Annotated in this window: 19 protein-coding genes and 1 tRNA gene; 11 read left to right on the top strand and 9 right to left on the bottom strand. The window is 63.6% G+C overall.

Annotated elements, in window-relative coordinates; translation table 11 throughout:
• The first annotated feature begins 75 nt into the window (after nucleotides 1-75).
• Nucleotides 76-555: a class I SAM-dependent methyltransferase gene (locus tag NKI64_RS19405; RefSeq protein WP_023672134.1), complete on the top strand. Its 480-nt coding sequence runs from the start codon at nucleotides 76-78 to the stop codon at nucleotides 553-555.
• Between the two features lie 15 nt (nucleotides 556-570).
• On the opposite strand, the gene NKI64_RS19400 is transcribed toward NKI64_RS19405, so the two are convergent.
• Nucleotides 571-1,986, bottom strand: a complete 1,416-nt coding sequence (locus NKI64_RS19400) for an adenylate/guanylate cyclase domain-containing protein (protein ID WP_023685078.1) — start codon at nucleotides 1,984-1,986, stop codon at nucleotides 571-573.
• 301 nt (nucleotides 1,987-2,287) lie between these two features.
• On the opposite strand from NKI64_RS19400, the gene NKI64_RS19395 reads away from it, so the two are divergent.
• From NKI64_RS19395 to NKI64_RS19385, 3 genes are all read left to right on the top strand, one after another.
• Nucleotides 2,288-3,109, top strand: a complete 822-nt coding sequence (locus tag NKI64_RS19395) for a hypothetical protein (RefSeq protein WP_352669466.1) — start codon at nucleotides 2,288-2,290, stop codon at nucleotides 3,107-3,109.
• Nucleotides 3,110-3,245: 136 nt separating this feature from the next.
• A complete protein-coding gene (locus tag NKI64_RS19390; RefSeq protein WP_023672131.1) occupies nucleotides 3,246-3,764 on the top strand; it encodes a GNAT family N-acetyltransferase in 519 nt (172 codons plus the stop codon).
• The gene (locus tag NKI64_RS19385) at nucleotides 3,764-5,152 is read left to right on the top strand and encodes a hypothetical protein (RefSeq protein WP_352669463.1); all 1,389 of its coding nucleotides are present in this window, start codon (nucleotides 3,764-3,766) and stop codon (nucleotides 5,150-5,152) included. The genes NKI64_RS19390 and NKI64_RS19385 overlap by 1 nt, the downstream gene beginning before the upstream one ends.
• Nucleotides 5,153-5,156: 4 nt before the next feature.
• Here the strand turns inward: NKI64_RS19385 and NKI64_RS19380 are convergent, their stop codons facing one another.
• Nucleotides 5,157-6,920: an adenylate/guanylate cyclase domain-containing protein gene (locus NKI64_RS19380; RefSeq protein ID WP_023687631.1), complete on the bottom strand. Its 1,764-nt coding sequence runs from the start codon at nucleotides 6,918-6,920 to the stop codon at nucleotides 5,157-5,159.
• A gap of 290 nt (nucleotides 6,921-7,210) precedes the next feature.
• On the opposite strand from NKI64_RS19380, the gene NKI64_RS19375 reads away from it, so the two are divergent.
• Nucleotides 7,211-10,495 carry an adenylate/guanylate cyclase domain-containing protein gene (locus NKI64_RS19375; protein ID WP_352669460.1) on the top strand — a complete coding sequence of 1,095 codons (3,285 nt, stop codon included), beginning with the start codon at nucleotides 7,211-7,213 and terminating at the stop codon, nucleotides 10,493-10,495.
• A 19-nt stretch (nucleotides 10,496-10,514) separates the two neighbouring features.
• A complete protein-coding gene (locus NKI64_RS19370) occupies nucleotides 10,515-11,195 on the top strand; it encodes a redoxin domain-containing protein (RefSeq protein WP_023672127.1) in 681 nt (226 codons plus the stop codon).
• Between the two features lie 20 nt (nucleotides 11,196-11,215).
• On the opposite strand, the gene NKI64_RS19365 is transcribed toward NKI64_RS19370, so the two are convergent.
• Complete coding sequence (locus NKI64_RS19365) at nucleotides 11,216-13,438, bottom strand: SAM-dependent methyltransferase (RefSeq protein ID WP_352669457.1); 2,223 nt, start codon at nucleotides 13,436-13,438, stop codon at nucleotides 11,216-11,218.
• A 128-nt stretch (nucleotides 13,439-13,566) separates the two neighbouring features.
• Nucleotides 13,567-13,641, bottom strand: a tRNA-Gly gene (locus NKI64_RS19360).
• A gap of 216 nt (nucleotides 13,642-13,857) precedes the next feature.
• Here NKI64_RS19360 and NKI64_RS19355 point away from each other — a divergent pair.
• The 4 genes from NKI64_RS19355 (at nucleotide 13,858) to NKI64_RS19340 (ending at nucleotide 16,499) form a co-directional block, all read left to right on the top strand.
• Nucleotides 13,858-14,355, top strand: a complete 498-nt coding sequence (locus tag NKI64_RS19355; RefSeq protein ID WP_023672125.1) for a prolyl-tRNA synthetase associated domain-containing protein — start codon at nucleotides 13,858-13,860, stop codon at nucleotides 14,353-14,355.
• A gap of 80 nt (nucleotides 14,356-14,435) precedes the next feature.
• Complete coding sequence (trxA, locus tag NKI64_RS19350; protein WP_023736734.1) at nucleotides 14,436-15,443, top strand: thioredoxin; 1,008 nt, start codon at nucleotides 14,436-14,438, stop codon at nucleotides 15,441-15,443.
• A gap of 111 nt (nucleotides 15,444-15,554) precedes the next feature.
• Nucleotides 15,555-16,226 (top strand): LON peptidase substrate-binding domain-containing protein, encoded by a 672-nt coding sequence (locus tag NKI64_RS19345; RefSeq protein WP_023685086.1) that lies wholly within the window; start codon nucleotides 15,555-15,557, stop codon nucleotides 16,224-16,226.
• Nucleotides 16,227-16,256: 30 nt separating this feature from the next.
• A complete protein-coding gene (locus tag NKI64_RS19340) occupies nucleotides 16,257-16,499 on the top strand; it encodes a Trm112 family protein (protein WP_023687636.1) in 243 nt (80 codons plus the stop codon).
• Between the two features lie 120 nt (nucleotides 16,500-16,619).
• Here the strand turns inward: NKI64_RS19340 and NKI64_RS19335 are convergent, their stop codons facing one another.
• From NKI64_RS19335 to NKI64_RS19325, 3 genes are read right to left on the bottom strand one after another with little or no spacing between them, the layout of a single operon-like run.
• On the bottom strand, nucleotides 16,620-19,892 hold the full coding sequence (locus NKI64_RS19335) for an error-prone DNA polymerase (protein WP_352669453.1): 3,273 nt from the start codon (nucleotides 19,890-19,892) through the stop codon (nucleotides 16,620-16,622).
• Nucleotides 19,889-21,367, bottom strand: a complete 1,479-nt coding sequence (locus NKI64_RS19330; RefSeq protein ID WP_023706803.1) for a DUF6504 family protein — start codon at nucleotides 21,365-21,367, stop codon at nucleotides 19,889-19,891. Before NKI64_RS19330 ends, NKI64_RS19335 begins: the two co-directional genes overlap by 4 nt.
• A complete protein-coding gene (locus NKI64_RS19325; protein WP_023706804.1) occupies nucleotides 21,309-22,361 on the bottom strand; it encodes an ImuA family protein in 1,053 nt (350 codons plus the stop codon). Before NKI64_RS19325 ends, NKI64_RS19330 begins: the two co-directional genes overlap by 59 nt.
• A gap of 221 nt (nucleotides 22,362-22,582) precedes the next feature.
• On the opposite strand from NKI64_RS19325, the gene NKI64_RS19320 reads away from it, so the two are divergent.
• Nucleotides 22,583-23,005 (top strand): metallopeptidase family protein, encoded by a 423-nt coding sequence (locus tag NKI64_RS19320; RefSeq protein ID WP_023673918.1) that lies wholly within the window; start codon nucleotides 22,583-22,585, stop codon nucleotides 23,003-23,005.
• A 164-nt stretch (nucleotides 23,006-23,169) separates the two neighbouring features.
• Here the strand turns inward: NKI64_RS19320 and NKI64_RS19315 are convergent, their stop codons facing one another.
• Both NKI64_RS19315 and NKI64_RS19310 read right to left on the bottom strand, forming a co-directional pair.
• Nucleotides 23,170-23,376 carry a DUF1737 domain-containing protein gene (locus tag NKI64_RS19315; RefSeq protein ID WP_023673921.1) on the bottom strand — a complete coding sequence of 69 codons (207 nt, stop codon included), beginning with the start codon at nucleotides 23,374-23,376 and terminating at the stop codon, nucleotides 23,170-23,172.
• A gap of 39 nt (nucleotides 23,377-23,415) precedes the next feature.
• A complete protein-coding gene (locus NKI64_RS19310; protein ID WP_352669449.1) occupies nucleotides 23,416-24,312 on the bottom strand; it encodes an HpcH/HpaI aldolase/citrate lyase family protein in 897 nt (298 codons plus the stop codon).
• Nucleotides 24,313-24,571: the final 259 nt, after the last annotated feature.

Here is a 24,571-nt window from a genome sequence, read left to right as displayed (position 1 = left end):
TTGCAGGGTTCGTCGTTCGCCTTTATATGCAGCAAGCCTCGATCGGGGCTGCTGGTTCAGGACACACAATCGCATATGAGTCGCCTCGATAATTTCATCAGCAGGATGACCGCGCAGCGCGACATTCTCAATCGAATCTGCCCCGAGGTGGCGAAGATGGAGGGGCTTGTGCTTGAGCTCGGCCTCGGCAATGGCCGGACATTCCACCATCTGCGCGAGCTTCTGCCCGGGCGCCGGATCGTGGTGTTCGACCGCGAAGTTGGCGCGCACACTAGCTCAATTCCCGAAGCTGAAAACCTCGTGCTCGGCGAAATACGCGAGACGGGCCGCAAGTTCATTGGCATCGAAGCCGCCCTTGTTCATGCCGACATTGGCACCGGCTATGACGATCGCGATGCAGTGACCGCTACCTGGCTTCCCGATCTGATTGCGAGCCTGCTTCGCGTCGGCGGCTTCGCGGTCAGTGGCACGCCGCTCGATCACCCGCTGCTGCAACACCTCCCGGCGCCCACTTCGGAGCCCGCCGACCGTTATTTCCTCTGCAAGCGCGTGTGAGCGGTAGAGAACTCTTCAGGGGATCGTATAAACCGCAATCTCCCGCTCGATGCCGCGCAGCGAGACCTCGTGCGGCACGGGCGTCAGCGCGTTCCTGTGCAACAGATCGGCGGTGAGATTATCGTCGACCACCGCACGCGTGGCGAAGATCGCCTGTGCGTTGGCGAGGTTCTGGACCCGCGAAGCAATGTTGACCGTCTGGCCGAAATAATCCTGCCGCTCGTTCATGGACACGGCTATGCAGGGGCCGGCATGAACACCGATCTTGAGCAGAAGGTCCTCGCGCCCGCTTTTGTCATTGAGCGCCCGCATGGCGTCGCGCATCCGCAGCGCCGCGGCAATCGCACGGTCAGGCGTCGCGAAGGTCGCCATCACCGCATCGCCGATCGTCTTCACAACCGCGCCTGCCTCCGCCGCGACGATCTCGTGCAGAACCTGGAAATGCTCGCGCACGAGATCGAAGGCTGAAAGATCGCCCACCCGCTCGTAAAGCTCGGTCGATCCGCGCAGATCGGTGAACAGGAAGGTCAGGCTGGTGATCTTCAGGCGCTGGTTGATGTCGAGCGTATCCGTGCGATAGAGATCCCGGAACGTCTGGTTGGTGAGCAGGCGCTTGGCGGTCACGAAGGGCCGGCGCTTGCCCAGGAAATCATGCAATACCGGGCAGGCGATGAAGACCGTCGGCAGCACGCGCGTGTCGGTCCTGTTTTCCAGCGAAATGCGCAATGGGCCGGGTTGCATCTCCAGCGTCTGGCTCTGGACATGGTCGCGGTCGAAGGCCAGAGAGAGGTTTCGCCGCTCTTTTGCCGGTTCGCCCTTCGCGTCGATGAACTGGGCCGAATGCGTGACCGGCTCGAAGACGATGATGAATTGGGGCGGAAGCTGGATGTGCAGAACCGCCTTTTCACCGGGCGCAAGCTCGATATCTTCCAGCGAGAACGCTTCCATCTTTTCCGCCAGATCCTCGTCCGGCAGATCGGCCCCGGACGCCCAGTAGATCTGGCGGTAATATTCCACCAACGGCAGTTCGTGTGGATTGTGGGCGGCAATCCTGCGCACGCGGGGACTGACGGTGAATGTCACCTCGACCATCTCGTCGAGGGTCGGCGAATAGCCCTGGGAGCACAGCGCGCAGGTGTATTCGTCCTTCTGCATGGTTTTCAGCGTGGCGTTGGTGTCGAGCACGCCGCCACAGCCGGGGCACAGAACATTCCAGGAAATGTCGAAGATGCCCACCCGCGCCGCATGGAGAAAGGCGCTTATGGTGCGTTCCTCGTCGAGGCCATGCTTGCTGGCGAAGGCCAGCGCATTGATCCGGCAAAGTTCGCGGTCCTTGCCCTCGGCGATGGTTTGCCGGATTGCGTCGATTGCCTGCGGATCGACATCGGTCGATTGCCGCAGAAGCGAGAACAGATCCTGAGCTTCGGTCATCGTGCAGGCTCCGGAAATTGCGCCGTTAGGGCATGATGCCGAAAAGTGTGAAGCGGTTTTCGGACGACATCATGCTCTATTTCCTGATTTAGAGGCGGATTCAGATTTCAGGTCGGACAGACCTGAAATCATCCGGCTCTAGGCGTGTTGGCCGGACCGATCTTCGACCCGAACGCTCCATCATACTGCGAAACGGACCGTACGGCCATTCGAATGGACAAGCCTGGTGACAGGTCAATTTCCATTTGTTGAATTCCAAACTATGATAGCCCATGGGGCATTCATCTCTGGGGTTTTCTCCATGCCGACACGCGACAACCCGCCATTTCCGGCGGCCCTTCGCCTTTTCTCGGCGGGGGTCATCATCGTCCTGATCGTTGGGGCCGGCCTGTTTTTCGCGCCTGCGCTGGTCAAGCCGCGCTGGCCCTGGGCCGTCACGCCGTTCAATGCCCGCTTCCTCGGCGGCTTCTACACCGCCGAAATGGCAGTGATGGCGGCGCTGCTGGTCTGGAATCGCTGGTCGCCCGGCAGGCTCGTGCTGGTCATGGCCTTCATTTTCACCGTCATCGTGTCGGCGGCTTCGTTCATCAATCTCGGCTATTTCAACTTCGAGCGCAAAGCCCCCTGGCTCTGGTTTCTGGTCTATCTTACGTCAGCCGCGGTATCCGGGCTGTTCCTGTGGCGGGCAAGGGCCCGCCCTTCTGCAAAAGGCGTGATCTTAAACCCCGCATGGCGCGCCTACCTACCGGTGGAAATGACGATCCTCGGGGTCTACGGCGTCGGCCTGTTGCTGTTTCCCCTGACATTCGGTGGCTTCTGGCCATGGCCGATCGATGCCTTCCACGCCCAGGTCTACAGTGCCATCTTCCTCGCGGGTGCAGGCGGCACCTATCTCCTCTGGAGAAGTGCGCCGCGTGAGGAATTGCTGGTGCTCGGCCTGGCGCAGTTTCTGGTTGGCCTGCTTGCCGTTCTTGGCCTCGTCATCACCGACGCCGCCGTGCACCGGATCGACTGGACGGCGGCCGGGACATTGTGCTGGCTTGCCCTTTTCGGCTGGATCGGCATCAGCGGTATCCTCAAATTCTACGCCGCCCCCCGGCATTTTGCCGCGCAATCGGCATAGGTCGCAGAGACGGCTGGATTTTCAGGTGACGTCCGGTGCATCGTGCCGGGCATATTGCCTCTGTCCTTTGTTCTGACGCAATTCCGGACGGAAAACCGCTCACACTTTTCCTGGAATTGCTGTAGCCGGAAAAGCCATGACCAGCACGCCACCCCTAGAGAAAATCCAGCCGCAGCTCCGGGCCGTCCGGCCAAGCGATGCCGAGGCGCTTTGCGCTATCTTCAATATGCCGGGCTTCCGCTGGGGCACACTCAGGATGCCATTCGAGATGGTGGAGCAGGTGGAGCGGCGCATCGCCAAGTCCGGCCCGGAAACCACCTGGATCGTTGCCGAGTCGGACGGCAAGGTTGTCGGCCATGGCAGCCTGGTCGCGCAGGGTTCGCCGCGCCGCTCGCATATCGGCGAGATCAATATCGGCCTTGACGATGGTTTTGTCGGCAGAGGCATCGGCTCTGCCATCCTAGGCGCGCTGCTTGACGTGGCCGACAATTGGCGCGCCCTTAAGCGGGTCGAGTTGACTGTCTATGCCGACAACGAACCGGCCATCCGTCTCTACACAAGCCATGGCTTCGAGGTCGAAGGCCGGCATGTGAAGGCCGGTTTTACCGACGGGCAGTACCACGACCTCCTGAGCATGGCCCGGCTGCGGTTCTGATGACCACCGTCCCTGCCCTTGCCCCTCCGGTGGACATTTTGGCCGTGCTGTCGCTGCTCTGCCCGGAGGTCGTGCGTGACATCGAGCAGAACTGGAATGCACCGGTTTCCGATTATGCCCGCCATCTGTGGCGGCCGGTGGAAAGGCCTGGATCGGCCCCGTCGATTGCTGCCCGCTCGATCCTGCGCGACGTCCTGCAGCAGCGCCTCGGTGCGATCATGCAGCCTGAAGCGATCGGCAAGGCCCTCAACGAATTCGACCACAGACCGGTTATCCAGTCCGGCCTGCACTGCCTGCTTCTGATGGATCGCATCACCTTCGATGCCCTGCTGCTTGCCTGGCTCGGCGCGGTCGAAAACAGGCTGTCGGCTTTTTTCGGCTTCATGGGAACGACCATGACCATGGAGACAACCGGCCGGGAGGGGCCGGGATGGCTCGATGTCGGCGACGACAAGGTCAATTTGTTTGGCATGGGGCGCCACAAACTGTGCCGCAAAAGCGCCTGCGCGGCCGGTCCCGTCGCCCTCAACGGGCGCGCGCTCGAAACGGTGGGCAATGAGACGGATGCCAGAAGCTGGCTGGGCACGCTGCTTGCCAGCCAGGACAAGGTGTTTGCAACCGCCGCCGATGCGCTGACAGAACTCAACGAGGATCTGGTCGCCGATTGGGATCGTTCCGGCATGGCTCGGCCGGTTTTCATCGATGATAGGCTGGCCGCGACTGTCGTGTCGCGGCATCTGGAAGATGAAGGCAGCCTTCTTTCCAGGCTGCTCCTCGAGCCCGCAAGGCGCCGGCGTCTCGACTATGCCTTGCAAGAAGCCGCATCGGGCCCATTTGGCAGGTTCCTGCCCAATGCCACGGACTATTTCTGGGGCATCCGCGAGCAGCGCGTGCGCAAGCTCGTCCTCGAGAACGGGCGGCTGATCGAGCCTGACAGGCCGCATGGTCTTTCCATCCCGTTCGAGCGGCCGCATCTCCAGCAGGCACTGCTGGACGGCCTGCTTTTGCCGGACTTGTTCCTGATGTTCCTTGCCCTTGCCATATTGCCGCGCGTGCGGGTTGTGGGCGGCCTGAGACAGATTGGCTATGTCGCGCTTTTCCACTCGATCCTGCTGGCTGCGCTTGATGAAAACGCGCCAGAAGAGCGCGATCTGGCCGCCGAGCTGCAGGTTCGGGAAAATGCCTGGGGCATGCGGGTCATCGATGAAAAGATCTCGGTCCGCGAGCAGCTTGCCGGACTGCCGGAAGGGGCGCTGTTCCCGGACCTGCTGCGGCAATACCGGTTGCGGACATTTGCCGAGACGACCGATGACCTGAAACCGGTTCGCGAAAACGCCCGATGGCGCAAGATCGGCCGGGCCTCGGGCTCTGATCCGGCCGGGCTTTAGCCCGTCATTGCACCACGCCGGCCTTGCGGAGCCCCTCTACCATCAGTTCGAAATCGGCAGGGTTCTTGTAAGGCAAGACCTTGCGACGGTGTTCCAGCGAATAGGCGGGATTGACGCGAAGCAGGTCCTGCCATGCCGTATGGGCCTCCTCCAAACGGCCCAGATGGCCGTAGCATGCGGCCAGAAGCGCACGCGAGACGTCGGTGACAGCGTTGCGAGCCAGCCGTTGCAGCAAGAGGTCGACGGCCTCTTCGTACCTTCCCAGTTGAAACGATGTCAAAGCCTGGAAGTGCAGAAGCACATCCGGAAAGTATGGATTCAAGGTCTTTCCCCGGGCGAAACTCTCTAGCGCCTCCGCGGGTCTACCCGAATAATACAGCGCCTCGCCGCGGGCGACGTGCGCTTCGGCGAAGTTCGGATTGAGGGCTATCGCGCGCTCGACCTCGCCGATGGCTTCATCGTGCCGCCGTGTGTAAAGCTTGGCCGATGCCAGCGCCCAGTGCGCCCAGGGATCGCTGTCATCCAGCGTTACCGCTCGCGTTGCTGCCTCTTCCGCTTGCGCCATCGAGTCCGACGCACCCCACCTGTTGAGGTAATCGAGCCCGTACGTGAGGGCTAGGAAAGCGTGGGCAGAGGCAAATTTCGGGTCCAGTTCGATGGCCCGCTGCAAGAGCTCGCGGGCCGCGACGTTCGTGTCCTTCGTCAGCCGGTGCCACAGCTCCCGGCCCCGCAGGAAACAGTCATACGCCTCCGGGTTGCGCTGGTGTTCGGGCGCCAGCCGCAGACGGTCATCCTCGGTCAGATTGAGCGCCAGCGCACCGACGATGTGCTGCGTCACGTCATCCTGCACGGCGAATATGTCAGTCAGATCGCGATCGAACCGCTCCGCCCAAAGATGGCCGCCTGAGATTGCATCGATGAGCTGCGCGGTGATGCGTACCTTGTTCCCCGACTTGCGTACGCTGCCTTCAAGGACATAGCGCACGCCGAGCTTCGTGCCGACATCCTGCACATGGACGTTCTGGCCCTTGAAGATGAACGACGAATTGCGAGCGATGACGAAGAGCTGTGACAGTTTGGACAGCGCCGTGATGATGTCTTCGGAGATGCCGTCGGCGAAGTAGTCCTGTTCGGCATCACCGCTCATATTGGCGAACGGCAGCACGGCGATCGACAGTTTCGGCGGCGCTGCCGCAGCCGGAGGGCTCGTCGGGGTTTGCGAGGTCACGGCCACCTTGGCCCCGGCGCCGACCTGCAGCGAATACACCCGGATCGGCTCGGCGATGTTCTTGAGCTGTGTGCTGCCGAGATCGCTGACCGAGAGGTCAAGCCTGGCCTTGACCTGGCGATAGGCATCCTCGGACAGGCAGATGGCGCCGGGCGCCGCAACGCCCTCCAGACGCGAGGCGATGTTGACGCCGTCACCCATCAGGTCGCCATCGCTCTCTTCGACCACGTCGCCCAGATGGATGCCTATCCTGAACTCGATGCGGCGCTCCTGCGGTACGCCGGCATTGCGCTCAACCATACCGTTTTGAATCTCAACGGCGCAGCGCACGGCATCGACCACACTGCGAAACTCAACCAGTGCCCCATCTCCGGTACGCTTGATAACCCGCCCGTGGTGCACTGCAATGATCGGATCGATCAGGTCGCTGCGCAGTGCCCGCAACCGCGCCAAGGTACGATCTTCGTCCGCGCTCGCGAGCCGGCTGTATCCGACCACATCTGCAGCCAGGATTGCGGCCAGCTTACGGTTCTCGCTCATGGGTCGCCTCCTCATCTCCATCATAGCAGGAAGACGGCGGGACGAGGAAATTTTCGCAAATCACGGCCACGCAGCCGCCCGTATCGGCAGTGCTCCACCGCCGAACCCAGACCGATGCCCATTTGCGCTGCCGCTTGCCGGTTGACGACTATCGGTTCATCCTTGTGAATACCCCGGCCGTGACGAGCGTGGCGAGATCACGCGTCATGGCCCAAGGTCAAAGAGATAGAGCATGATGTCGTCCGAAAACCGCTTCACACTCTTCGGCATCATGCTCTGGTGAGGTGTCCATGAACTGCTCGGGCTGCGGTTTCGAGATCGAGGGCGGTTACGCCTTCTGTCCGAAGTGTGGCCGCCGCCAGCCCGTGCCATGCGCCAGTTGCGGCTACGCCTGCGCACCTGATTTCGAGTTCTGTCCTAAATGTGGGGCAAGCGTCGGTGCGTCCGCAAAAGCTGCCGAACGGCCTGCTCCGACACCAAGCCGCACCATTGCGCAGCCCTCTCGAGCTCCATCGCCGAACATCGAAAGCGAAGAGGGGCCGCATTCCGTCTCCGACGCCGATCGACGAACGGTAACGGTGCTGTTCGCCGATCTCTGCGGCTTCACGACACTCAGCGAGCAGCTCGACCCCGAGGTCATGCAGGCGCTGCAGAACGGACTGTTCAAGGAATTGACGGCGGCCGTGCAAGGCTTTGGTGGTTTCGTCGACAAATTCATCGGCGACGCTCTGCTCGCCTTATTCGGTGCGCCGGTCGCGCATGAGGACGATCCGGAACGTGCGCTTCGAGCCGCTCTCGACATGATCGCCCGGACGGCGCGGCTCGGTGAAAGCACCCGCCACTCCGGCTCGCCGCTGCTGCTCCACATAGGCATAAACACGGGTCCGGTCGTTACTGGCGGATTGGGCATCGGCACCGCCAAATCCTATTCGGTGACCGGCGACACGGTGAATACGGCGCAACGCCTGCAATCGCTGGCTGCACCGGGTGAGGTGCTGGTGGGCGAACTCACGCACAGGCTGACCCGGCATGCCTTCTCGTACGAGTCGCTGGGCGATGTCGTCTTTCGCGGCAAGGCTGGCAGTGTGCTCGTCCACCGACTGGATGCACCGCTTGCGGCGCCGCGTGCAGCGCGCGGGCTCGAGGCGCTCGGCCTCAGTGCGCCCATAATAGGTCGTGATGCGGAGCTCAACAGAATGCTGGCGAGCCTTGACTTGGCGTGCGGCGGCTCGGCCCAGCTTGTCCGCCTCGTCGGCGAAGCCGGTATCGGGAAGTCGCGGTTGGTGAAGGAGTTCGTCGCCCGCGTCGGCGACGAGGATCGTTTTCGCAACGTCGCCGTGCGGCAGGCCACGTGCTCACCGCTGGGTGAACAATCATTTGGCGCCCTGGGTGCAGTGGTGCGCAGCGCTGCCGGGATGATGCAAAACGACAATGGGGACGAAATGCGGGGCAAGCTCGCAGCCTTGCTTGCCGATCTCGGCCTGCAGGGCGAGGAGGCGAAGCGGCTGATGCCTTTGCTCTACCATGTGCTTGGCCTCGGCGACCCCGATGCCACCTTGCAGCATGTCGAGCCCGAGCAGCTGCGGCGGCAAATTCTCTACGCGGTCCGCACAATCATGGAACGGCGGCTTGCGTTGTCGCCGCTGTTGATTGTCGTCGAAGACCTGCACTGGGCCGACTCCGTCTCGCTCGAGGCACTGCGTTTCGTGATGGACAGACTGGAACGCACGCGGCTGATGTTGCTGGTCACGCATCGTCCGGCGTCGGACAACGACCAACTCGACTCAAGTCGGGTCAGCCACACAGCGCTCAGGCTTTCGCCGCTCGACAGCGATGACGGACGCCGCCTGGTGGCGGCGCTTTTCGGCGAGAGCTGGGTAAACGCCGCAGGAGGGCTTCTCGACCAGATCCTCGAGCGCGCGGGCGGCAACCCGCTTTTCTTGGAGGAGATCGTTCGCGGCCTTATCGATCGCGGTGTATTGGTGCGCGAGGGCCAGCAATGGCGGACCGTGGCAGGCGAAGTCGCAACCGGCATCCCCGCCACGATCCAGGCAATGTTGCTTGCTCGCGTCGACCGGCTGCCGCAAGAGGTGCGCCGGTTGGCCCAGGAAGCCGCGGTAATCGGCCCGCGCTTCGATGCCACGCTTCTGAAAGCCGTGGCAGCCGACCCCGGCCGACTGGAAGCGGGCTGCGAACTGCTTTGCGATGCGGAAATCATCGAGGAAGTTGCCGGATCAGGCTCGGTCTCGTCGCAAAGCTACCGCTTTACGCAAACATTGCTGCAGGACGTGATCTACCAGAATCTGCTCCTGCAACGCCGGACCGACATCCACCGCCGGGTAGGTGCCGCCCTGGAGCAACTGTGCGGCGACAAGCCGGAACGGTTCGAGGATCTGGCCGTGCTCGGTCATCATTTCGCTCAGAGCGCCGAGCGGGAGAGGGGCGCGCATTACCTGCAGGCGGCGGGAGATCGCGCTCGCATGATATACGCCAATGACGACGCCCTTCGTTTCTACGAGCGAGCACTGACTGCGTTGGGCGCGATCGGGCAAACACCGCTCAAACTGGCAATTGCAGAGCGCATTGCCGATTTGAGCGGCCCGGCAGGCCGCCGCGAGATTGCACACCGCCACTACGAGGCGGTGCTGCAGGCCTATCGCGAGTCAGCCGATCGTGTCGCGGCGGCGCGCGTTTTGCGCAAGATCGGTCGGCTGTTTTGGGACGTGGGCAAGCGGGACGACGCGGAATCGCGCTACGCTGAAGCGGCAGCGCTCCTCGATGGAGCGGATGCCCCGATCGAGCAGGCGCATCTCTGGCAAGAACGTGGCCGACAGGCGTTCCGCAGCGGAGATCACACTCTCGCGGCAAAATGGGCAGACGCGGCGCTGGATTGCGTACGCTCTCTGACAACGGAACATGTCTCCGATGATGCCACCCTCGTGACCGCCGAGGCACTTAATACCAAGGCTGTTGCGCTGGCTCGCCTTGGGCGAAACCATGAAGCCGTGCGTGAGGTTGAGCGCAGCATTGAATTGGCCGAAGCCGCCGGTCTGCTGGGCGCGGCCTGCCGCGGCTACACCAATCTCGGGGTGCTCTACACGACCATCGATCCGGCGAAGGCGATGGAGGTCTGTCGGCGCGGTCTTGAAGTGGCGCGCCGTATTGGCGATTTGGGTTTCCAGGCGCGCCTCCTCGCCAATCTGGCGGTAGCTTGTTGTACTTTCACGGATCGCTGTCCAACGGAGGGCGTGCCTGCTGCCGAGAAGGCCATCGAGATTGACCGGGCGCTCGACCAGCGCGAGCACCTGCCAGTGCCGTTGATCGTGCTTGGGCAGATCCACCAGTGCAACGGCCATCCGGAACTGGCGATCGGCTTGTTCCACGAAGCACTGGAGGTAGCCCGCGAAACGGGCGAGCCCCAACTGCTGTTTCCGTGCTATGATGGACTCGCAACGCTTAATCTCGACCTCGACAATCTGGCCGAGGCCGAACGCTACTTTTCCCTGGCGCAGGGTATATGCGCCCAGCACGGGCTCGACCCGGAAGCGCTTGTGGTGCTGCCTTTTCTCGACTAGCCGGGATAGGGGGTTGGACATGTCCGCGCCTAGTGGATTGATACCGCTTCAACCGGGCGACCGGGCGCCGAACCTGATACTCGACGCCATTACCCAGGAAGGCAAGATTGCGCTTGACGACTTTCGCGGGCAAAAACCGGTGCTGGTCGGCCTGTTTCGAGGTCTGCATTGTGCGTTTTGCCGGCGCCACATCGCCGCTCAGGCGCGTCTCGATCCGGAGCTGCGCGAAAAGGGCGTGGAGAGCCTGACGGTGGTCAACACGCCGATCGAACGGGCGCGGCTCTATTTCCGCTACCATCCAATGCCGAACCTGCTTGCGGCGTCGGACCCGGAACGCGCTTCACATCGTGCTTTTGGACTGCCCAATCTCGAATTCACCGAGAACGAGACGAACTGGCCGTACAAGGTCGCGATGGCAGCGGCACAGGACATGCGGGTCGACATACCTGGCGAATTGCCCGGTCCCATGGATCCGATGACAGCCGCCGCAATCCTCGACAAGAAGGACCACTACGAACTGACCGAAGCCGACGAGCAGATGATGGCCACGGGACACGGACAACTGGTTGGTCAGTTCCTGCTGGACCGGCAGGGGATCGTCCGCTGGAGCTTCACGGAGGTCCCGGAGGGTGGGCGATACATGTTTGGCGCCCCAAACCCGAAGGAGCTGATGTCAGCCGTGTCGCAAGTCGCCCAATAATGAACTGACAAGTTCACCGTTTATCCGAGCACGGCCTCGACAGTGGCGACAAAGTCATCGAGCGAGCGGTCGCCGCGAATCTCGATGCGCGGAAGGTCGATGAGATCGCTATGGAGGTCCGCCGGCCCGTGCCTGCGGCCGAAGCCTACTCGATAGCCGCACTCCCTAGCCAGCCGGCCAAGCCGTCGGTCGGTGACGGAGAAGGGGGCCGCGAACGCCCTGGTTGGCCGGCCGGTCCAGCGTTCGATGAACAGACGAGAGCGCAGGAGCTCGGCGGCCAGGTCAGCGCTCGACAGACCATCTATGGCGCGATGCGTCGCCATATGGCTGCCGAAGAAGGCGCCTTCGGCAGCGAGGTGTCGCACCGTCCCGGCGCCCATAAGCGGCGTCGGCGGACCGATGTCGGTGTCCCACTTTGCACTTTCGCCCACCAGGTCCGTCACCAGGAACACTTCCGCGTTCAGGTCGTTGGCGCGCAAGATCGGCCAGGCATGGTCGGCGAAGTTCTGGAAGCCGTCATCGAAAGTGATGAGCACCGGGCGGCCGACGAAAGGCTGACGGTTGGCGATGGATGCTTCCAGCTGCTCGGAGCCAATGGCGTGAAAGCCATTGGCGCGCAGCCATCCCATCTGGCTGGCGAATGCGGCGGGCGTGAGCCGAAAGCGAGCGAGCGCGGCCGGACCTTCATCGGCAACGCCGTGATACATGAGGACAGGGATATGCTGGCGCTGCTCGTTACGTGCGACGTCGCGGCGCAAGGCTCGCGCCCCACCCCAGACGATATTTCGCGCGACGCCGATTTCGATGGGCGCGCGGATCGGCACATGATCGATCACCGGGTCCGTCGCCACATCGCCCGGCGATAGGCGGCGGAAGCGGTCTATGCGGTAGAGCTCGGTCTGGATCGATTGCTCGAGCACCAGGCCTTCGGTCGCTGCCAGCGTCTCGGAGATCGCCTGGGCACCGAATGTGTTCCAGTCGAAGCCCGTCTTTTCGACATTGTCACGCAGCACGAATGCGTGTGCGCTGATGAAACTACCGCCAGGCGCCAACGCCTCGGCAAATTTCTTGGCGATGCGCCGCAACTCGGCGAGATCGTCCAGATAGTAGAGCACCTCCGAACAGAAGATCAGATCCATCTCACCCGGCAGCGTGTCGGCAGCGAAATCGAGTACGCCGAACTCGACATTCGCCTGATTGTTGCATCGGGCGCGGGCTCGCTCGATGGCTATGGCGGAGATGTCGGTTGCGGTCAGATGGCCCACGCGCGGCGCCAGCTGCCGCGTGAAATGGCCCTCCGCACAGGCCAGCTCAAGCGCCCGGCCGATGGGACCGGCAGGCAGGATCTCGATCTGCCGCTCATATTTTTCCTGCTCATAGAGCGAGCTGTAGTTCCAGGGATCCTCGGTCGCGAAATAGCTGTTCCAGAACGCCGTGCGATCCTTGTCGTGCTTGTCCGCGACCCGTGCGCGGCGCGGCGTAACAGGCTCTGACGGTTCAGCGCTCGACCGAACCAGGTCATGCGCCTGTGCGGCCAATTGCGCGAGTTTGCCGAAGTGGCTGTCCTGATCGGGCTCGCTTCCCGCCATGGCAAACGATACCTCGGCTGCAGGCGTGTTTGACGTGGTCGCGCCGGCGCCCTTTTGCGGTGCAGGCGATCCTCCCGCAAGCCGCTCAGCAGGCACTACATCCAGGATCAATTCAATCCAATGATCGCTCGTCACCGTCCCGAGTGCACCGAACTGCACGACAGCCTCGATCCGGCCATCCAGCATCAGATGGGCATAGATCTGATCGATGCCTTCCGGCAGTTCGGTCGCGGTCGGATTGCGAGCGTCGACGCGAATTCCGAGCGTTCGCGCCAGCCTGCGCGGCGTGGCAAGATCGTCGGGTTCGAGAAGCATTTGCTCAAGCTGGTACTGGACGCGGCGAGCCGCTGCGGGATTGTCCCAGATCTTGCCGAGTTCGATGATCAACGCGGTGGTTGCGCTGCCGAACCTCGCCCATCCGGCAGCCAATTGCGCCGGCACCGACAGGCTTCCTGCCATGAGGCCATCGAAGATTACCTTGGCAATCTCATGCGCCCACTTGCGTCCCGCCGGGAGTGCGCGCAGGGGCTGCGGGTCGATCAAGCGCGAGCCTGAGCCGCATTCGGACGCGGCGTTCCGCAACGCCAGCCAAGCAAGCGCTTCAGATGCGGTGCCGCCTTTCGCCGAAATTGAACCCGAGGGATTGTGCGCCACGCCGTCTTACCTGCGCCTGGTTCTGAGGGAGAACAAGTGTCCCGCAACGCGCTTACATCGCCGGTCTGGAAAAAGCAAAAGGCGCCCCGAAAGGCGCCTCTTCATCGCTTGATTCCCCTAGAGGAAACTGGAGCGGGTGAAGCGATTCGAACGCTCGACCCCAACCTTGGCAAGGTTGTGCTCTACCCCTGAGCTACACCCGCTCACACGGCCCTTTGGCCGCAAGCCGGGCCTATATGGCTGAAGAGCGCGGCGATTGCAACAGGGAAATGACGGGCTTTTTGGTCGCGCCAAATCGCTTGGCGGAACCTTGTCGGCCACGCGGGTGGTTCATCGACTTCCCGCATGACGGTCTTGTCTCGGCGGCATCATTGGCCGTAAACGGCTTTGCCGCGCGCCGATACAGGGGAAGACCACCAATGCCGAAGACCGAAGCCGAGCTTTTCGCCTTTCTTGCCGATCTCGGCATATCAGTGTCGACCGTGCGCCATCCGCCGCTCTATACGGTGGCCGATTCGCAGTCGCTGCGCGGCGAGATACCGGGCGGGCACACGAAAAATCTGTTTCTCAAGGACAAGAAGGACAATTTCTTCCTGGTCAGCGTCGGCGAGGAGGCGGTCGTCGACCTGAAGCAGATCCACACGATGATCGGCGCCGCCGGCCGGGTGTCGTTCGGCAAGCCGGAGATGCTGATGGAGCTGCTCGGTGTCATTCCGGGCGCGGTCACCGTGTTCGGGCTGATCAACGACACCGAAAGACGGGTCAAAGTGGTGCTCGACCAGGATTTGATAGCACATGCGACAGTCAACGCGCATCCGCTGACCAATGAGGCGACGACGTCGATCGCGTCCGCCGACCTCATCAGATTCGTCGAGGCAACCGGACATGATGCTGCTATCTTGAAAGTCTCGGCTTGATCGCCACATGGATGGCGAAAACTGACCTCTAGTTAAGGACGTCGCGCTGCTCCGCTGGGCGCGATCGGAAGGGCGACGACATGAGCGACAACAACAATCCGTTTGGCGGCCAATTCGGCGGCAATTCTGGCCAGTACACCACGTCCGTGCAATATGGCGGCGCCGAGCCGGCCAAGTCGGCACTTGGCCCGACACCCGGCGCAGCACCTGCCGCTGGCGAGCTGATCAAGGACACCACGACCGCCACTTTCGCCGCCGACGTCATCCAGGAATCGCGCAAACAGCCGGTACTGGTCGATTTCTGGGCGCCGTGGTGCGGGCCCTGCAAGCAGCTCACGCCGCTTCTGGAAAAGGCGGTCAAGGCCGCCGGCGGCAAGGTCAAGCTGGTCAAAATGAACATTGACGATCATCCCTCGATCGCCGGCCAGCTCGGCATCCAGTCGATCCCGGCGGTCATCGCCTTCAAGGACGGCCAGCCTGTCGACGGCTTCATGGGCGCCATCCCCGAGAGCCAGATCGCCGAGTTCATCACCAAGGTCGGCGGCAAGGGCAATGGCGCGCCGCCGGTGGCCGAAGCACTGGCCGCGGCGGCGGAAGCGCATGCGGCGGGCGATGCGCAGACCGCAGCCGACATTTACGACGCCATCCTGGCGCAAGCGCCGGAGACGATCGAGGCGATTGCCGGGCTGGGCGAGCTTCTGTTCGAGGCCGGCGACAGCGACGGCGCCGAGGCGCTGCTGGCAACGGCGCCGGAGGCCAAGAAAAATGCGCCGGCACTTGCCGCGCTGCGTGCCAAGATGACGCTGGCTGCGGAAGCGGCAGCACTTGGCAATCCAGCTGAATTCGAGCAGCGACTGGCCGCCAATCCCGGCGACCACCAGGCGCGTTTCGACCTCGCCATGATCCAGAACGCCAGGGGCGAGCGCCATGCGGCGGCCGACAATCTTCTGGCGATTATAAAAGCCGACCGGACGTGGAACGAGGACGGCGCCAGGGCGCAGCTGCTGAAACTGTTCGAGGCCTGGGGCATGACCGACGAGGCGACGCTGGCGGCACGGCGCAAATTGTCGTCGCTGCTGTTTTCCTGAGCCGTTTGCCGGCCAAATTGCCGGGGCGTGGCTGTCGGGCCTTGCGGTCGGCGGCCGCCGCGCCAGATTAGGCCGATAACATCGCGCCCGAAGCGGGTCGGAGGAGTGAAGGTGCAGGTCGGAAACGCATTTTACCGGGTCGGCAAGGATCTGCCGGCAACCATTCCGGTGTTTCCGCTTGCCGGCGCGCTGCTGCTGCCGGGCGGGCGCATGCCGCTCAACATCTTCGAGCCGCGCTACCTGCAGATGGTGGATGAGGCGATCGCCGGCGCGCGGCTGATCGGCATCGTCCAGCCCAGCCTCAATGGCGCGTTGCGCGCCGACGGGGAGCCGGAACTGTGCAATGTCGGCTGCGCCGGGCGCATCATCTCGATGGCCGAGAGCGGCGACGGCCGCTATCTGGTTTCGCTGCAGGGCGTCTGCCGTTTCCGCATCACCAGCGAATTGCCGGTGAAGACGCCTTTCCGGCAATGCAAGCTGGCGCCGTTCCTCACCGATCTTGCCGAAGACCAGGCGGCAAGCGAGGTCGACCGGCCGGCGCTGTTGAAAGCGTTTCGCGCTTATCTGCAGGCCAACGATCTCGAAGCCGATTGGGAAAGCGTCAGCCGCGCCGAGAACACCATGCTGGTCAATGCGCTGTCGATGATGGCGCCCTACGGACCGGCCGAGAAACAGGCGCTGCTGGAGGCGCCCGACCTGAAAGCCCGCGCGGAGACGCTGATCGCCATCACCGAAATGGCGCTGGCGCGCGAGAATGAGGACTTTGGCTCCAGCCTGCAATAAGGGCTGAGCCGATGGCTGAAGGGGGATCCAATGGCTGCGGATGGGCGTGACGGCAAGTCGGTCAATGTCGATCCAAAATTGCTGGAGCTGCTGGCCTGCCCGCTGACCAAGGGGCCGCTGGCCTGGGACCCGGTGCGCGGCGAGTTGATCTCGCGGATCGCCAAGCTCGCTTATCCCGTGCGCGACGGCATCCCGATCATGCTGCCCTCGGAGGCGCGGACGATTTCGGCGGAAGACGTGCTGTCGCCGCCGCGATTGGGTGGGCCGGGCTGAGGGACCAGGGGTGGTTCAAACGGACCTCAGCCTAAGAAGCCATTCTGTTGGCGATCCTTCGCGCCCCCCTCTGCCCTTGCCGGCATTAATGTCATGGGCTCCCGACCGCCCTGCACTTGCCTACTGAAAATTCCGCCCCTTGGGCATGACCCTTTCAGCTTTGTCCGAGAGGGTGGCAATGTCGGGCCGGGCAGCCGGCGTCATCTCTTCCAGCAGCACCGTCAGCCACGGCGTCAAATCCTCGATCTTTTCGGCGACGATGTGGATGACGTCGGATTCCGACTGCAGCTTGCCGGTGACCTTGACGAAGCGCGCGCCCATGACGATGGGCCGGAAACGGGTAAAGGTCCGCTCCCAGAAAATGACGTTGGCGACGGCCTTGTCGTCTTCCAGCGTCAGGAAGATCGCATTGCCCTTGCCGGGCCGCTGCCGCACCAGCACCAGGCCGGCGACCGAGACCCGCCTGCCGTCGCGCACCGAGCCGAGATTGGCATTGGGAATGACGTCGGCGCGGTCGAGCCGCTCGCGCAGGAAGGCGACCGGATGCGCCTTCAGCGACAGGCCGAGCGCGCGGTAGTCGTGGATGACGTGCTCGCCGAGCGGCATTGTCGGCAGTTTTGTCTCGGGCTCGAGTTCGCGCAGCCGGATCGCCGGCTGGTCGAACAGCGGCAGCCGTTCGGCGGCGCTCTTGCCATCCAGCGCGCGCACCGCCCACAAGGCTTCACGACGATCGAGGCCGAGTGAGCGGAAGGCGTCAGCCTGCGCCAGTCTTTCGATTTCGCCGACATCGAGGCCCGAGCGCAGCCAGACATCCCTGACGCTTGTAAAGCCGGCGCCGCGCCGCGCGGTGAAAGCTTCCATACGCTTCTCGGCCAAGCCCTTGATCTGACGGAAGCCAAGCCGGACGGCGTACCGGGTCTTGATGACACCGCGCATTTCGGCATGGCGCCCCAGGATGCGGCCCGGATCGAATTGGGCTTTCTCCAGGGTGCAGTCCCAGTCGGAAAAATTGACGTCGACGTCGCGGATATCGACGCCATGGTCGCGCGCGTCGCGCACCAGCTGGGCCGGCTGGTAAAACCCCATCGGCTGCGAATTCAGGATCGCGGCGCAGAACACGTCGGGATAAAAGGTCTTGAACCAGCAGGAGGCATAGACGAGCAAAGCGAAGGAGGCGGCGTGGCTTTCGGGAAAGCCGTATTCGCCGAAGCCTTCGATCTGCTTGAAGCAGCGCTCGGCGAAGTCCTTGGTGTATCCCTTGCCGACCATGCCGTCGATCATGCGCTGGCGGTAATTGCCGATGGTGCCGGTGCGCTTGAAGGTGGCCATGGCGCGGCGTAGTTCGTCGGCTTCGCCGGGTTTGAAACCACCGGCGACGATTGCAATATTCATCGCCTGTTCCTGAAACAGCGGCACGCCGAGTGTCTTCTTGAGAATAGCCTCCAGCTCTGGCTTTTGATATTCAGCCGCTTCCTTGCCCTGCCGACGGCGCAGATAGGGGTGCACCATGTCGCCCTGGATCGGGCCGGGCCGCACGATCGCCACCTCGATGACCAGGTCGTAGAATTCGCGCGGGCGTAGACGCGGCAGCATCGACATCTGCGCGCGCGATTCGATCTGGAAGACGCCGAGTGTGTCGGCGCGGCAGATCATGTCGTACACGTCGTTCTCTTCCGGCGGCAGGGTGGCCAGCACATAGGGTCGGCCGTAATCATCCCGGGCCTTCGGATAATGGTCGGTGAGCAAGGTGAAGGCGCGCTTCAGGCAGGTCAGCATGCCGAGCGCCAGAATATCGACCTTCAGGATCTTCACCGCGTCGAGATCGTCCTTATCCCACTCGACCATCTTGCGCTCGTCCATTGCCGTCTTGACGATGGGGACGATCTCGTCGAGCCGGTCGCGGGTAATGACGAAGCCGCCGACATGCTGCGACAGATGCCGGGGAAAGCCCATGATCTCGTTGGCGTGGGCGATCACGTGACGGGTCGAGGTCTCGTTGCGGTCGAGGCCGCCGGCATGCGCCTCCTTCTCGCCGAGCTCCGAGGTCGACCAGCCCCAGATCGAACTGGAGAGCGCAATGCGGACATCGTCCGACAGGCCCATGGCCTTGGCCACCTCGCGCAGCGCCGAGCGGCCGCGATAGCTGATGACGGCGGCAGCCAGCGCGGTGCGCTTGGCGCTGTATTTGGAGTAGATGTACTGGATCACCTCCTCACGCCGCTCATGCTCGAAATCGACGTCGATGTCGGGCGGCTCGTTGCGCTCCTCGGAAATGAAGCGCTCGAACAACGTGTCGATGCGTTCGGGGCCGACCTCGGTGATGCCAATGCAGTAGCAGACGATCGAGTTGGCGGCCGAGCCTCTGCCCTGGCACAGAATGCCCTCATTGCGGGCGAACTGGACGATGTCGTAAACGGTCAGGAAATAGCGCGCATAATTCAGACGCTCGATCAGAGCGAGCTCCTCACTGATGCGCTGCAAGACGGAAGGGGGGACGCCCGCCGGATAGCGCGTGGCGGCCCCCTCCCTGGCCAGACGCTCTAGCTCGGCCTGCGGCCCAAGCCCTGATTGCGTCGGCTCGTCGGGATAATTGTACTGGAGGTCGCTGAGCGAGAAGGTCAGTTCGCCGGCAAAGCGCAGCGTCTCGGCCAGCGCCCGTGGATGGCGGCGGAAGAGACGGGCCATTTCCAGCGGCGGCTTCAGATGGCGCTCGGCGTTGGCCGTCAGCTCCAGCCCGACCTCGGCGACCGGCAAATTGAGGCGGATGGCGGTGAGCACATCTTGCAGCGAGCGGCGCTCGGCGCTGTGATAAAGCACGTCGTTGGTCGCCATCAGCGGCACGCCGGCGATGTCCGCCATGCCCGCCGCCTGCTCGATGCGGAAACGGTCATTGCCGCGATAATCCGGCGCCATGCCTAGCCGCAAATTAGCGCCGAAACGGTCTTTCAGTTGACGGACCAATGCCAGGGGATCGTCGGCATTCGCCGAGAGATCCGGCAGCACCGCCAGCGACAGCAGGTCGCCCCATTCGAGCAGGTCGCTGCGCTGGAGAAGGGTCGCGCCCTTCTCGTTTTCATCGCGCAAATTGGCTTGCGTCAGCATGCGGCAGAGATGGCCCCAGCCCTTGCGGTTCTGCGGATAGGCGAGAATGTCCGGCGTGCCGTCGCCGAACACCAGGCGGCAACCGGGGTGATAGGCGAGCTTCTCGACCTTGGCCTGCTGCCAGGCGCGCACGACGCCGGCCACCGTGTTGCGGTCTGCCAGTCCGATCGAGGAAAAGCCGAGGAATTTGGCCGCCACCACCAGCTCCTCCGGCTTGGAGGCGCCGCGCAGGAAGGAGAAGTTCGACTGGATGCCGAATTCCGCATAGGGGATGACGGTCAGTGCGTTCATGCGAAGACCCCATGCATGAACCAGCGCGGCGGCACCTGCGGGTTGCCATAGAGGCCTTGCCGGTAGAGCCAGTAGCGGCGGCCGTCGGCATCCTCGATCCGGAAATAGTCACGCGTCGATGTGAGCGGATCGCTTGACGTTTCACGCCACCATTCCGGCGCGATGCGTTCCGGCCCCTCGGCGCGCGCGACCCGGTAGAGCGCGCGGCGCCAGCGGAAATTCATCGGCGGACCCTCAGGCATTTCGGTGGCCGGCACCTCGATCGGCTCGGGCGAACGGAACAGCCGGATCGGCCGTTCCGGCGGGAAGATGGTTGCGCGCGGCGCGTCTTTCGAGCCCGGCTTCCTGAGCGGTGTTTTGCGTTGTGGCGCTTCCGAGAACGGGATGGTGGCGATGGCGCGCTCCGGCAGATGGCTCTCGAGGGCGACCGGTTTCAGCACCGCACTGTCGCCGAGCCTGGCGCGGATGCGGTCGGCAAAGAGTGCCATGTCGGCGCCGTCATCCTCGGTCTCGCCGGTCAAATCGGCCTGCTGCATGTCGAAGCCGGCGGCCGCCAGCACCGAAAGCCGCACCAGGTCGAAGCCGTAGCCGGCATCGATGTCCTGTTCGAGCGCGGCCAGCCGCTCATGGAACAGGCGCTGGATAAGCTTGGGTTCGCGCAACGGTCGCGAGGTACCGACAGCGATGCGGCTGACGGCGCCGTCGACGCGAAACAAAAGCAGCGCCAGCATCCTTGCGCCCTCGCCGCGGCGTTCGAGATCGGCCTTCAGCGTCACCGCCAGCAAGAGCACCAGCCGTTCGATCTCGGCGGTCAGCACGACCGGCTCGGCCAGGTGGCGTTCGACCGAAAGCGGGGCCACGGGCAGGCGCGGCGATACCGCCTCGTCGAGGCGGCCGAGCGCCTGGTCGAGCCGCAACAGCAAGGTCGGGCCGAAGCGACGGGCGAGCGGCGCGCGCGGCGCTGCCATGACCGCGCCGGCGGTCCGCAGGCCGACGCTTTCCAAGCTGGCGCGGATATCGGCCTCGATGCGCAGTGCCGCCAGCGGCAAGGGGGCGAGCAGCGCTTCCTCCTCGCCGGAGACAACGATGCGGTTGCCGCAGAAGCGCGCCGCCGCCCAGGCTGCACCCGGCGTCGCGGCCAACCCTGCGCGGACATCGAAACCCTGCTGGAAAAACCGCGCAAGGATGTCGTCCAGCATGGCGCGCTCGCCGCCGAACAGATGCGTGCAGCCGGTGACGTCGAGATAAAGGCCATCAGTACCGTCGAGCGCCACCAGCGGCGTATAGCGATCGCACCAGTCGGCGAGGCCTTCGAGCAGCCGGCGATCGGCGTCCGGATCGGCCTCGACGATGTCGATCGAGGGATGCATGGCGCGCGCATCGGCAATGCCCATGCCAGGCTTCAGATGCAGCGCCTCAGCCCGCTCGTCGAGGGCCGATATGCGCTGGGCGTTGCGGTCGCGATGGCTGATCACGAGCGGTGGGTGAGATGGCGGCAGATGATCCGAAGGCCGGGAACGCCACGACCGTCCCAGGCGCTGGCGCAGGATCCGTTCTGCCGCCAGATGCGGGAACCACAGCGACAGAATTCTCTGCCCGTTTTTCGCGGGGCTTTCTTTCTTCGAATGCGTGTTCATCGGGGTTCCACTCCAGTGTGAATTGTCCAGGCAGAGCGGTGCGGCTCTTGCCGATGCTGACGGTGAAGGCAGGCCGGCCGATCGAGCCGGCGAGCGACCCGGCGATCGTCCGGCGGCTCGCCGCTGGTGCAGCCGACACGATGAGGCGCACCGGGGCGGCGGTCGGCTCGGCTTCGCCGGCCTGGCGCAGCAGGAACACCGGCCGGCCGGCGTTTTGGGCGCGCGCGTGCAGCCGGCGCGTCGCGGTGAGGTCGAGCCGCTGCGGGCTGCCACGGATTTCGAGGATGATTGCGGCGAGCGCCGTCATCTTCGCGGCCTCCTCGGCTACCCACAGCGCATCGGTGAGTTTCGGCGCCTCGGAAAACAGCAATTGCTCCGGTGCGATACCGAACATGCCCTGCAATCCCCTGGCATAGGGAAAGCCGGCCTCGCGAAAAATCTCCGATGTGCCGATCCACAGCACGGGCAAGGGCTGGCCCTTGAGGATCAGGCTGACAAGCGACAGCACAAAGCCGGCGACGGCCCCGGCATTGCGGGTCTCAAGGCCATGGATTTCACTCAAGGCGGCTTTCGGCAGGCCGCCGCTCAGCGCCGCATCGAGGTGCTCGACGCCGGTCGCCAGGAAAGCATTCGGCGAAGCCACGGCAAGCCCGCGCCGGATGATGGTGACATCGGCATTAGGTTCGGGCGCACCGCCGATAGCGCTGTCAGCGCGCGCACGAGGTCGCTCGCCGGCCGGCGCGGCCAGGCGCTCGGGCAGCGTTCCCTCGATCTTCGCGATCTGGCGGCGCAGGGCAAAAACAGTCTCCCGCGCCACGGCTGATGTCGCCATGACGGTCAATTTCTCTCATAATTGTTCCTGTTATGTTCTTATAGATTCCAGAGGGTGCCGAAAGAGTCAAGCGGAGTCAGAAGGAATTTATTCCTTGATCAAAGGTGGCGAGGCCAACCTTGGACTTTGGTCGCAGCCATTCGGCGCAAAGAATTGGCCAGGTACCCGTCCATTTGCCGAGTCCGGAGGGAAAGCCTATATGCCGGATCAAAGGACAAAGCATGGCCCGCATCTACAAGACCCGCACCTGGCACGATGAACTCTCGCCTTCGATCGAGGAGATCGAGTTTCTGGCGCTGGAGGCGTACGCACATCTGCCCGACGATTTTCGCAAGCTGACCGGCGAGATCGTCATCATGATCGCCGAATTCCCGACCGACGAGATCATGGACGATCTGTCGCTGGAGACGCCGTTCGACCTGCTCGGCCTGTTCGAGGGCCGCGGCATCGCCGAGCGCTGGAACCCGCAGACCGGCGAAGGCCCGAACCGCATCACCCTCTACCGCCGCGCCATCCTCGACTACTGGGCCGAGAACGAAGAGACGCTGGGCGACATCGTCACCCATGTGCTGATCCACGAGATCGGTCACCATTTCGGCCTGTCGGACGACGATATGGAAAAGCTTGAAGAGGCGGCGGAGTAAGGCTGTGCGATATTCAGGTGGCGAGCCGGCCTGCGAACGGCAGCTTCCTGCGCTTCCGGTGCTCGCGTACTTTAAGTACGCTCCGCTCCGGTTCTCGGAAACCACTGTTCTCGGCTCGGCCTGACCTGAATCTCGACACAGCCTGCGTCCGTGCCTGGCAAAGCCTACCAGTCGCTCAGCTTGGTATCCGGCCCGTATTCCTGGCCGTCGATATCCTTCACCACCGCCTGGCCGCAGCGCATCGATTTGGTCTTCTTGTCGTAGGCGTAGGTCGGCGAGCCGTACAGGTGCCAGCCCTTGTTCAGCGCCGCGGTCACCTTGTGGCAGAAGGTTGAATCGTCGGGGGCGGACAAAAAGCGGTAAAGTCTCATGGGTCAGATCCTGTCGTGAGTTCGTCTTTTCGGGGCGGATCATGCGCCGATGGCGGCGGCCTTCGCCAGCAATTTCTCGGCCTGCGCCAGGTGCAGCCGCTCGACCATCCTGCCGTTCAAAGCAATCACGCCCTTGCCGGCATTTTCCGGCAAGGCGAAGGCATCCTTCACCGCGCGCGCCTGGGCCAAGGCTTCGGGCGCGGGCGCAAAGGCTCGGTTGGCGGTTTCGATCTGGGCGGGGTGGATCAGCGTCTTGCCATCGAACCCCATGGCAGCGGCTTCCGTGCATTCGCGCGCAAACGCGTCGAGGTCGCGAAAATCGTTGGAGACGCCGTCGAGCATGTCGATGCCGCCGGCCCGCGCCGCCAGCACCATCTGCATCAGCCAAGGCACGAGGTAGCGCCGATCAGGCGTCGCCAGAATGCCGGTTTCCTTGACCAGATCGTTCGTTCCGGCCAGGAAACAAGCTAGGCGCGAGGCCGGGTCGCGGCCGAGTTCGGCAATGGCGCCGATGTTGAGCATGGCCTTGGGCGTCTCGATCATCGCCCAGAGCTCGACGCTGTCGGGGGCAAAATTATCGTCGAGCACGTCGCCGACTTCGAGGATGTCACGCGGCGTGGCGACCTTGGACAACAGGATGCCGTCGGGCTCGAATTTCGCCGCGGCCAGCAAATCGTCGTTGCCCCATTCGCTGGACAGCGCGTTGACGCGCACGATCATTTCGCAGCGGCGCCCATGCTGATTGGCAACTGGTCGGCTGGCGAAAATGCCGGCCAATTTGTCCCGCGCTGCGATCTTGTCTGAGGGCGCGACGGCGTCTTCGAGGTCGATGATCACGGCATCGCAGGCCAGCGTCGCGATCTTGGCCAGCGCCTTGTCGTTGGAGGCGGGGACGTAAAGCACCGAGCGGCGCGGGAGGTAAGGTTCGCTTGTCATGGCCGATCTATGCCGCGTGGGGGCGGGTGAGGCAAGCGTCCGACCGGTACCTGATGACGAGCCAACCGCGAAAGCTTGCGCTGCCCCGCCCGTCCCGCAGCAGTTGCGGAAGGGGGCCTTTCCTCTCCCCCGTCGATCGGGGGAGAGGTGTCGAGCGCAGCGCGACGGGGTGGGGGGGGGCGGTTGATGAAAAACAATGTTGAAAAATAGGTCGGCGCGCCGCCGGCGGGCGTGCGGTTTTTGACGACGTGGTTGTGGG

Source organism: Mesorhizobium sp. M0478 (genome assembly GCF_040321305.1).
Taxonomy (GTDB): domain Bacteria; phylum Pseudomonadota; class Alphaproteobacteria; order Rhizobiales; family Rhizobiaceae; genus Mesorhizobium.
Note: the sequence above shows the minus strand (reverse complement) of the source record. Positions and strands in the feature narration are given on the sequence as shown.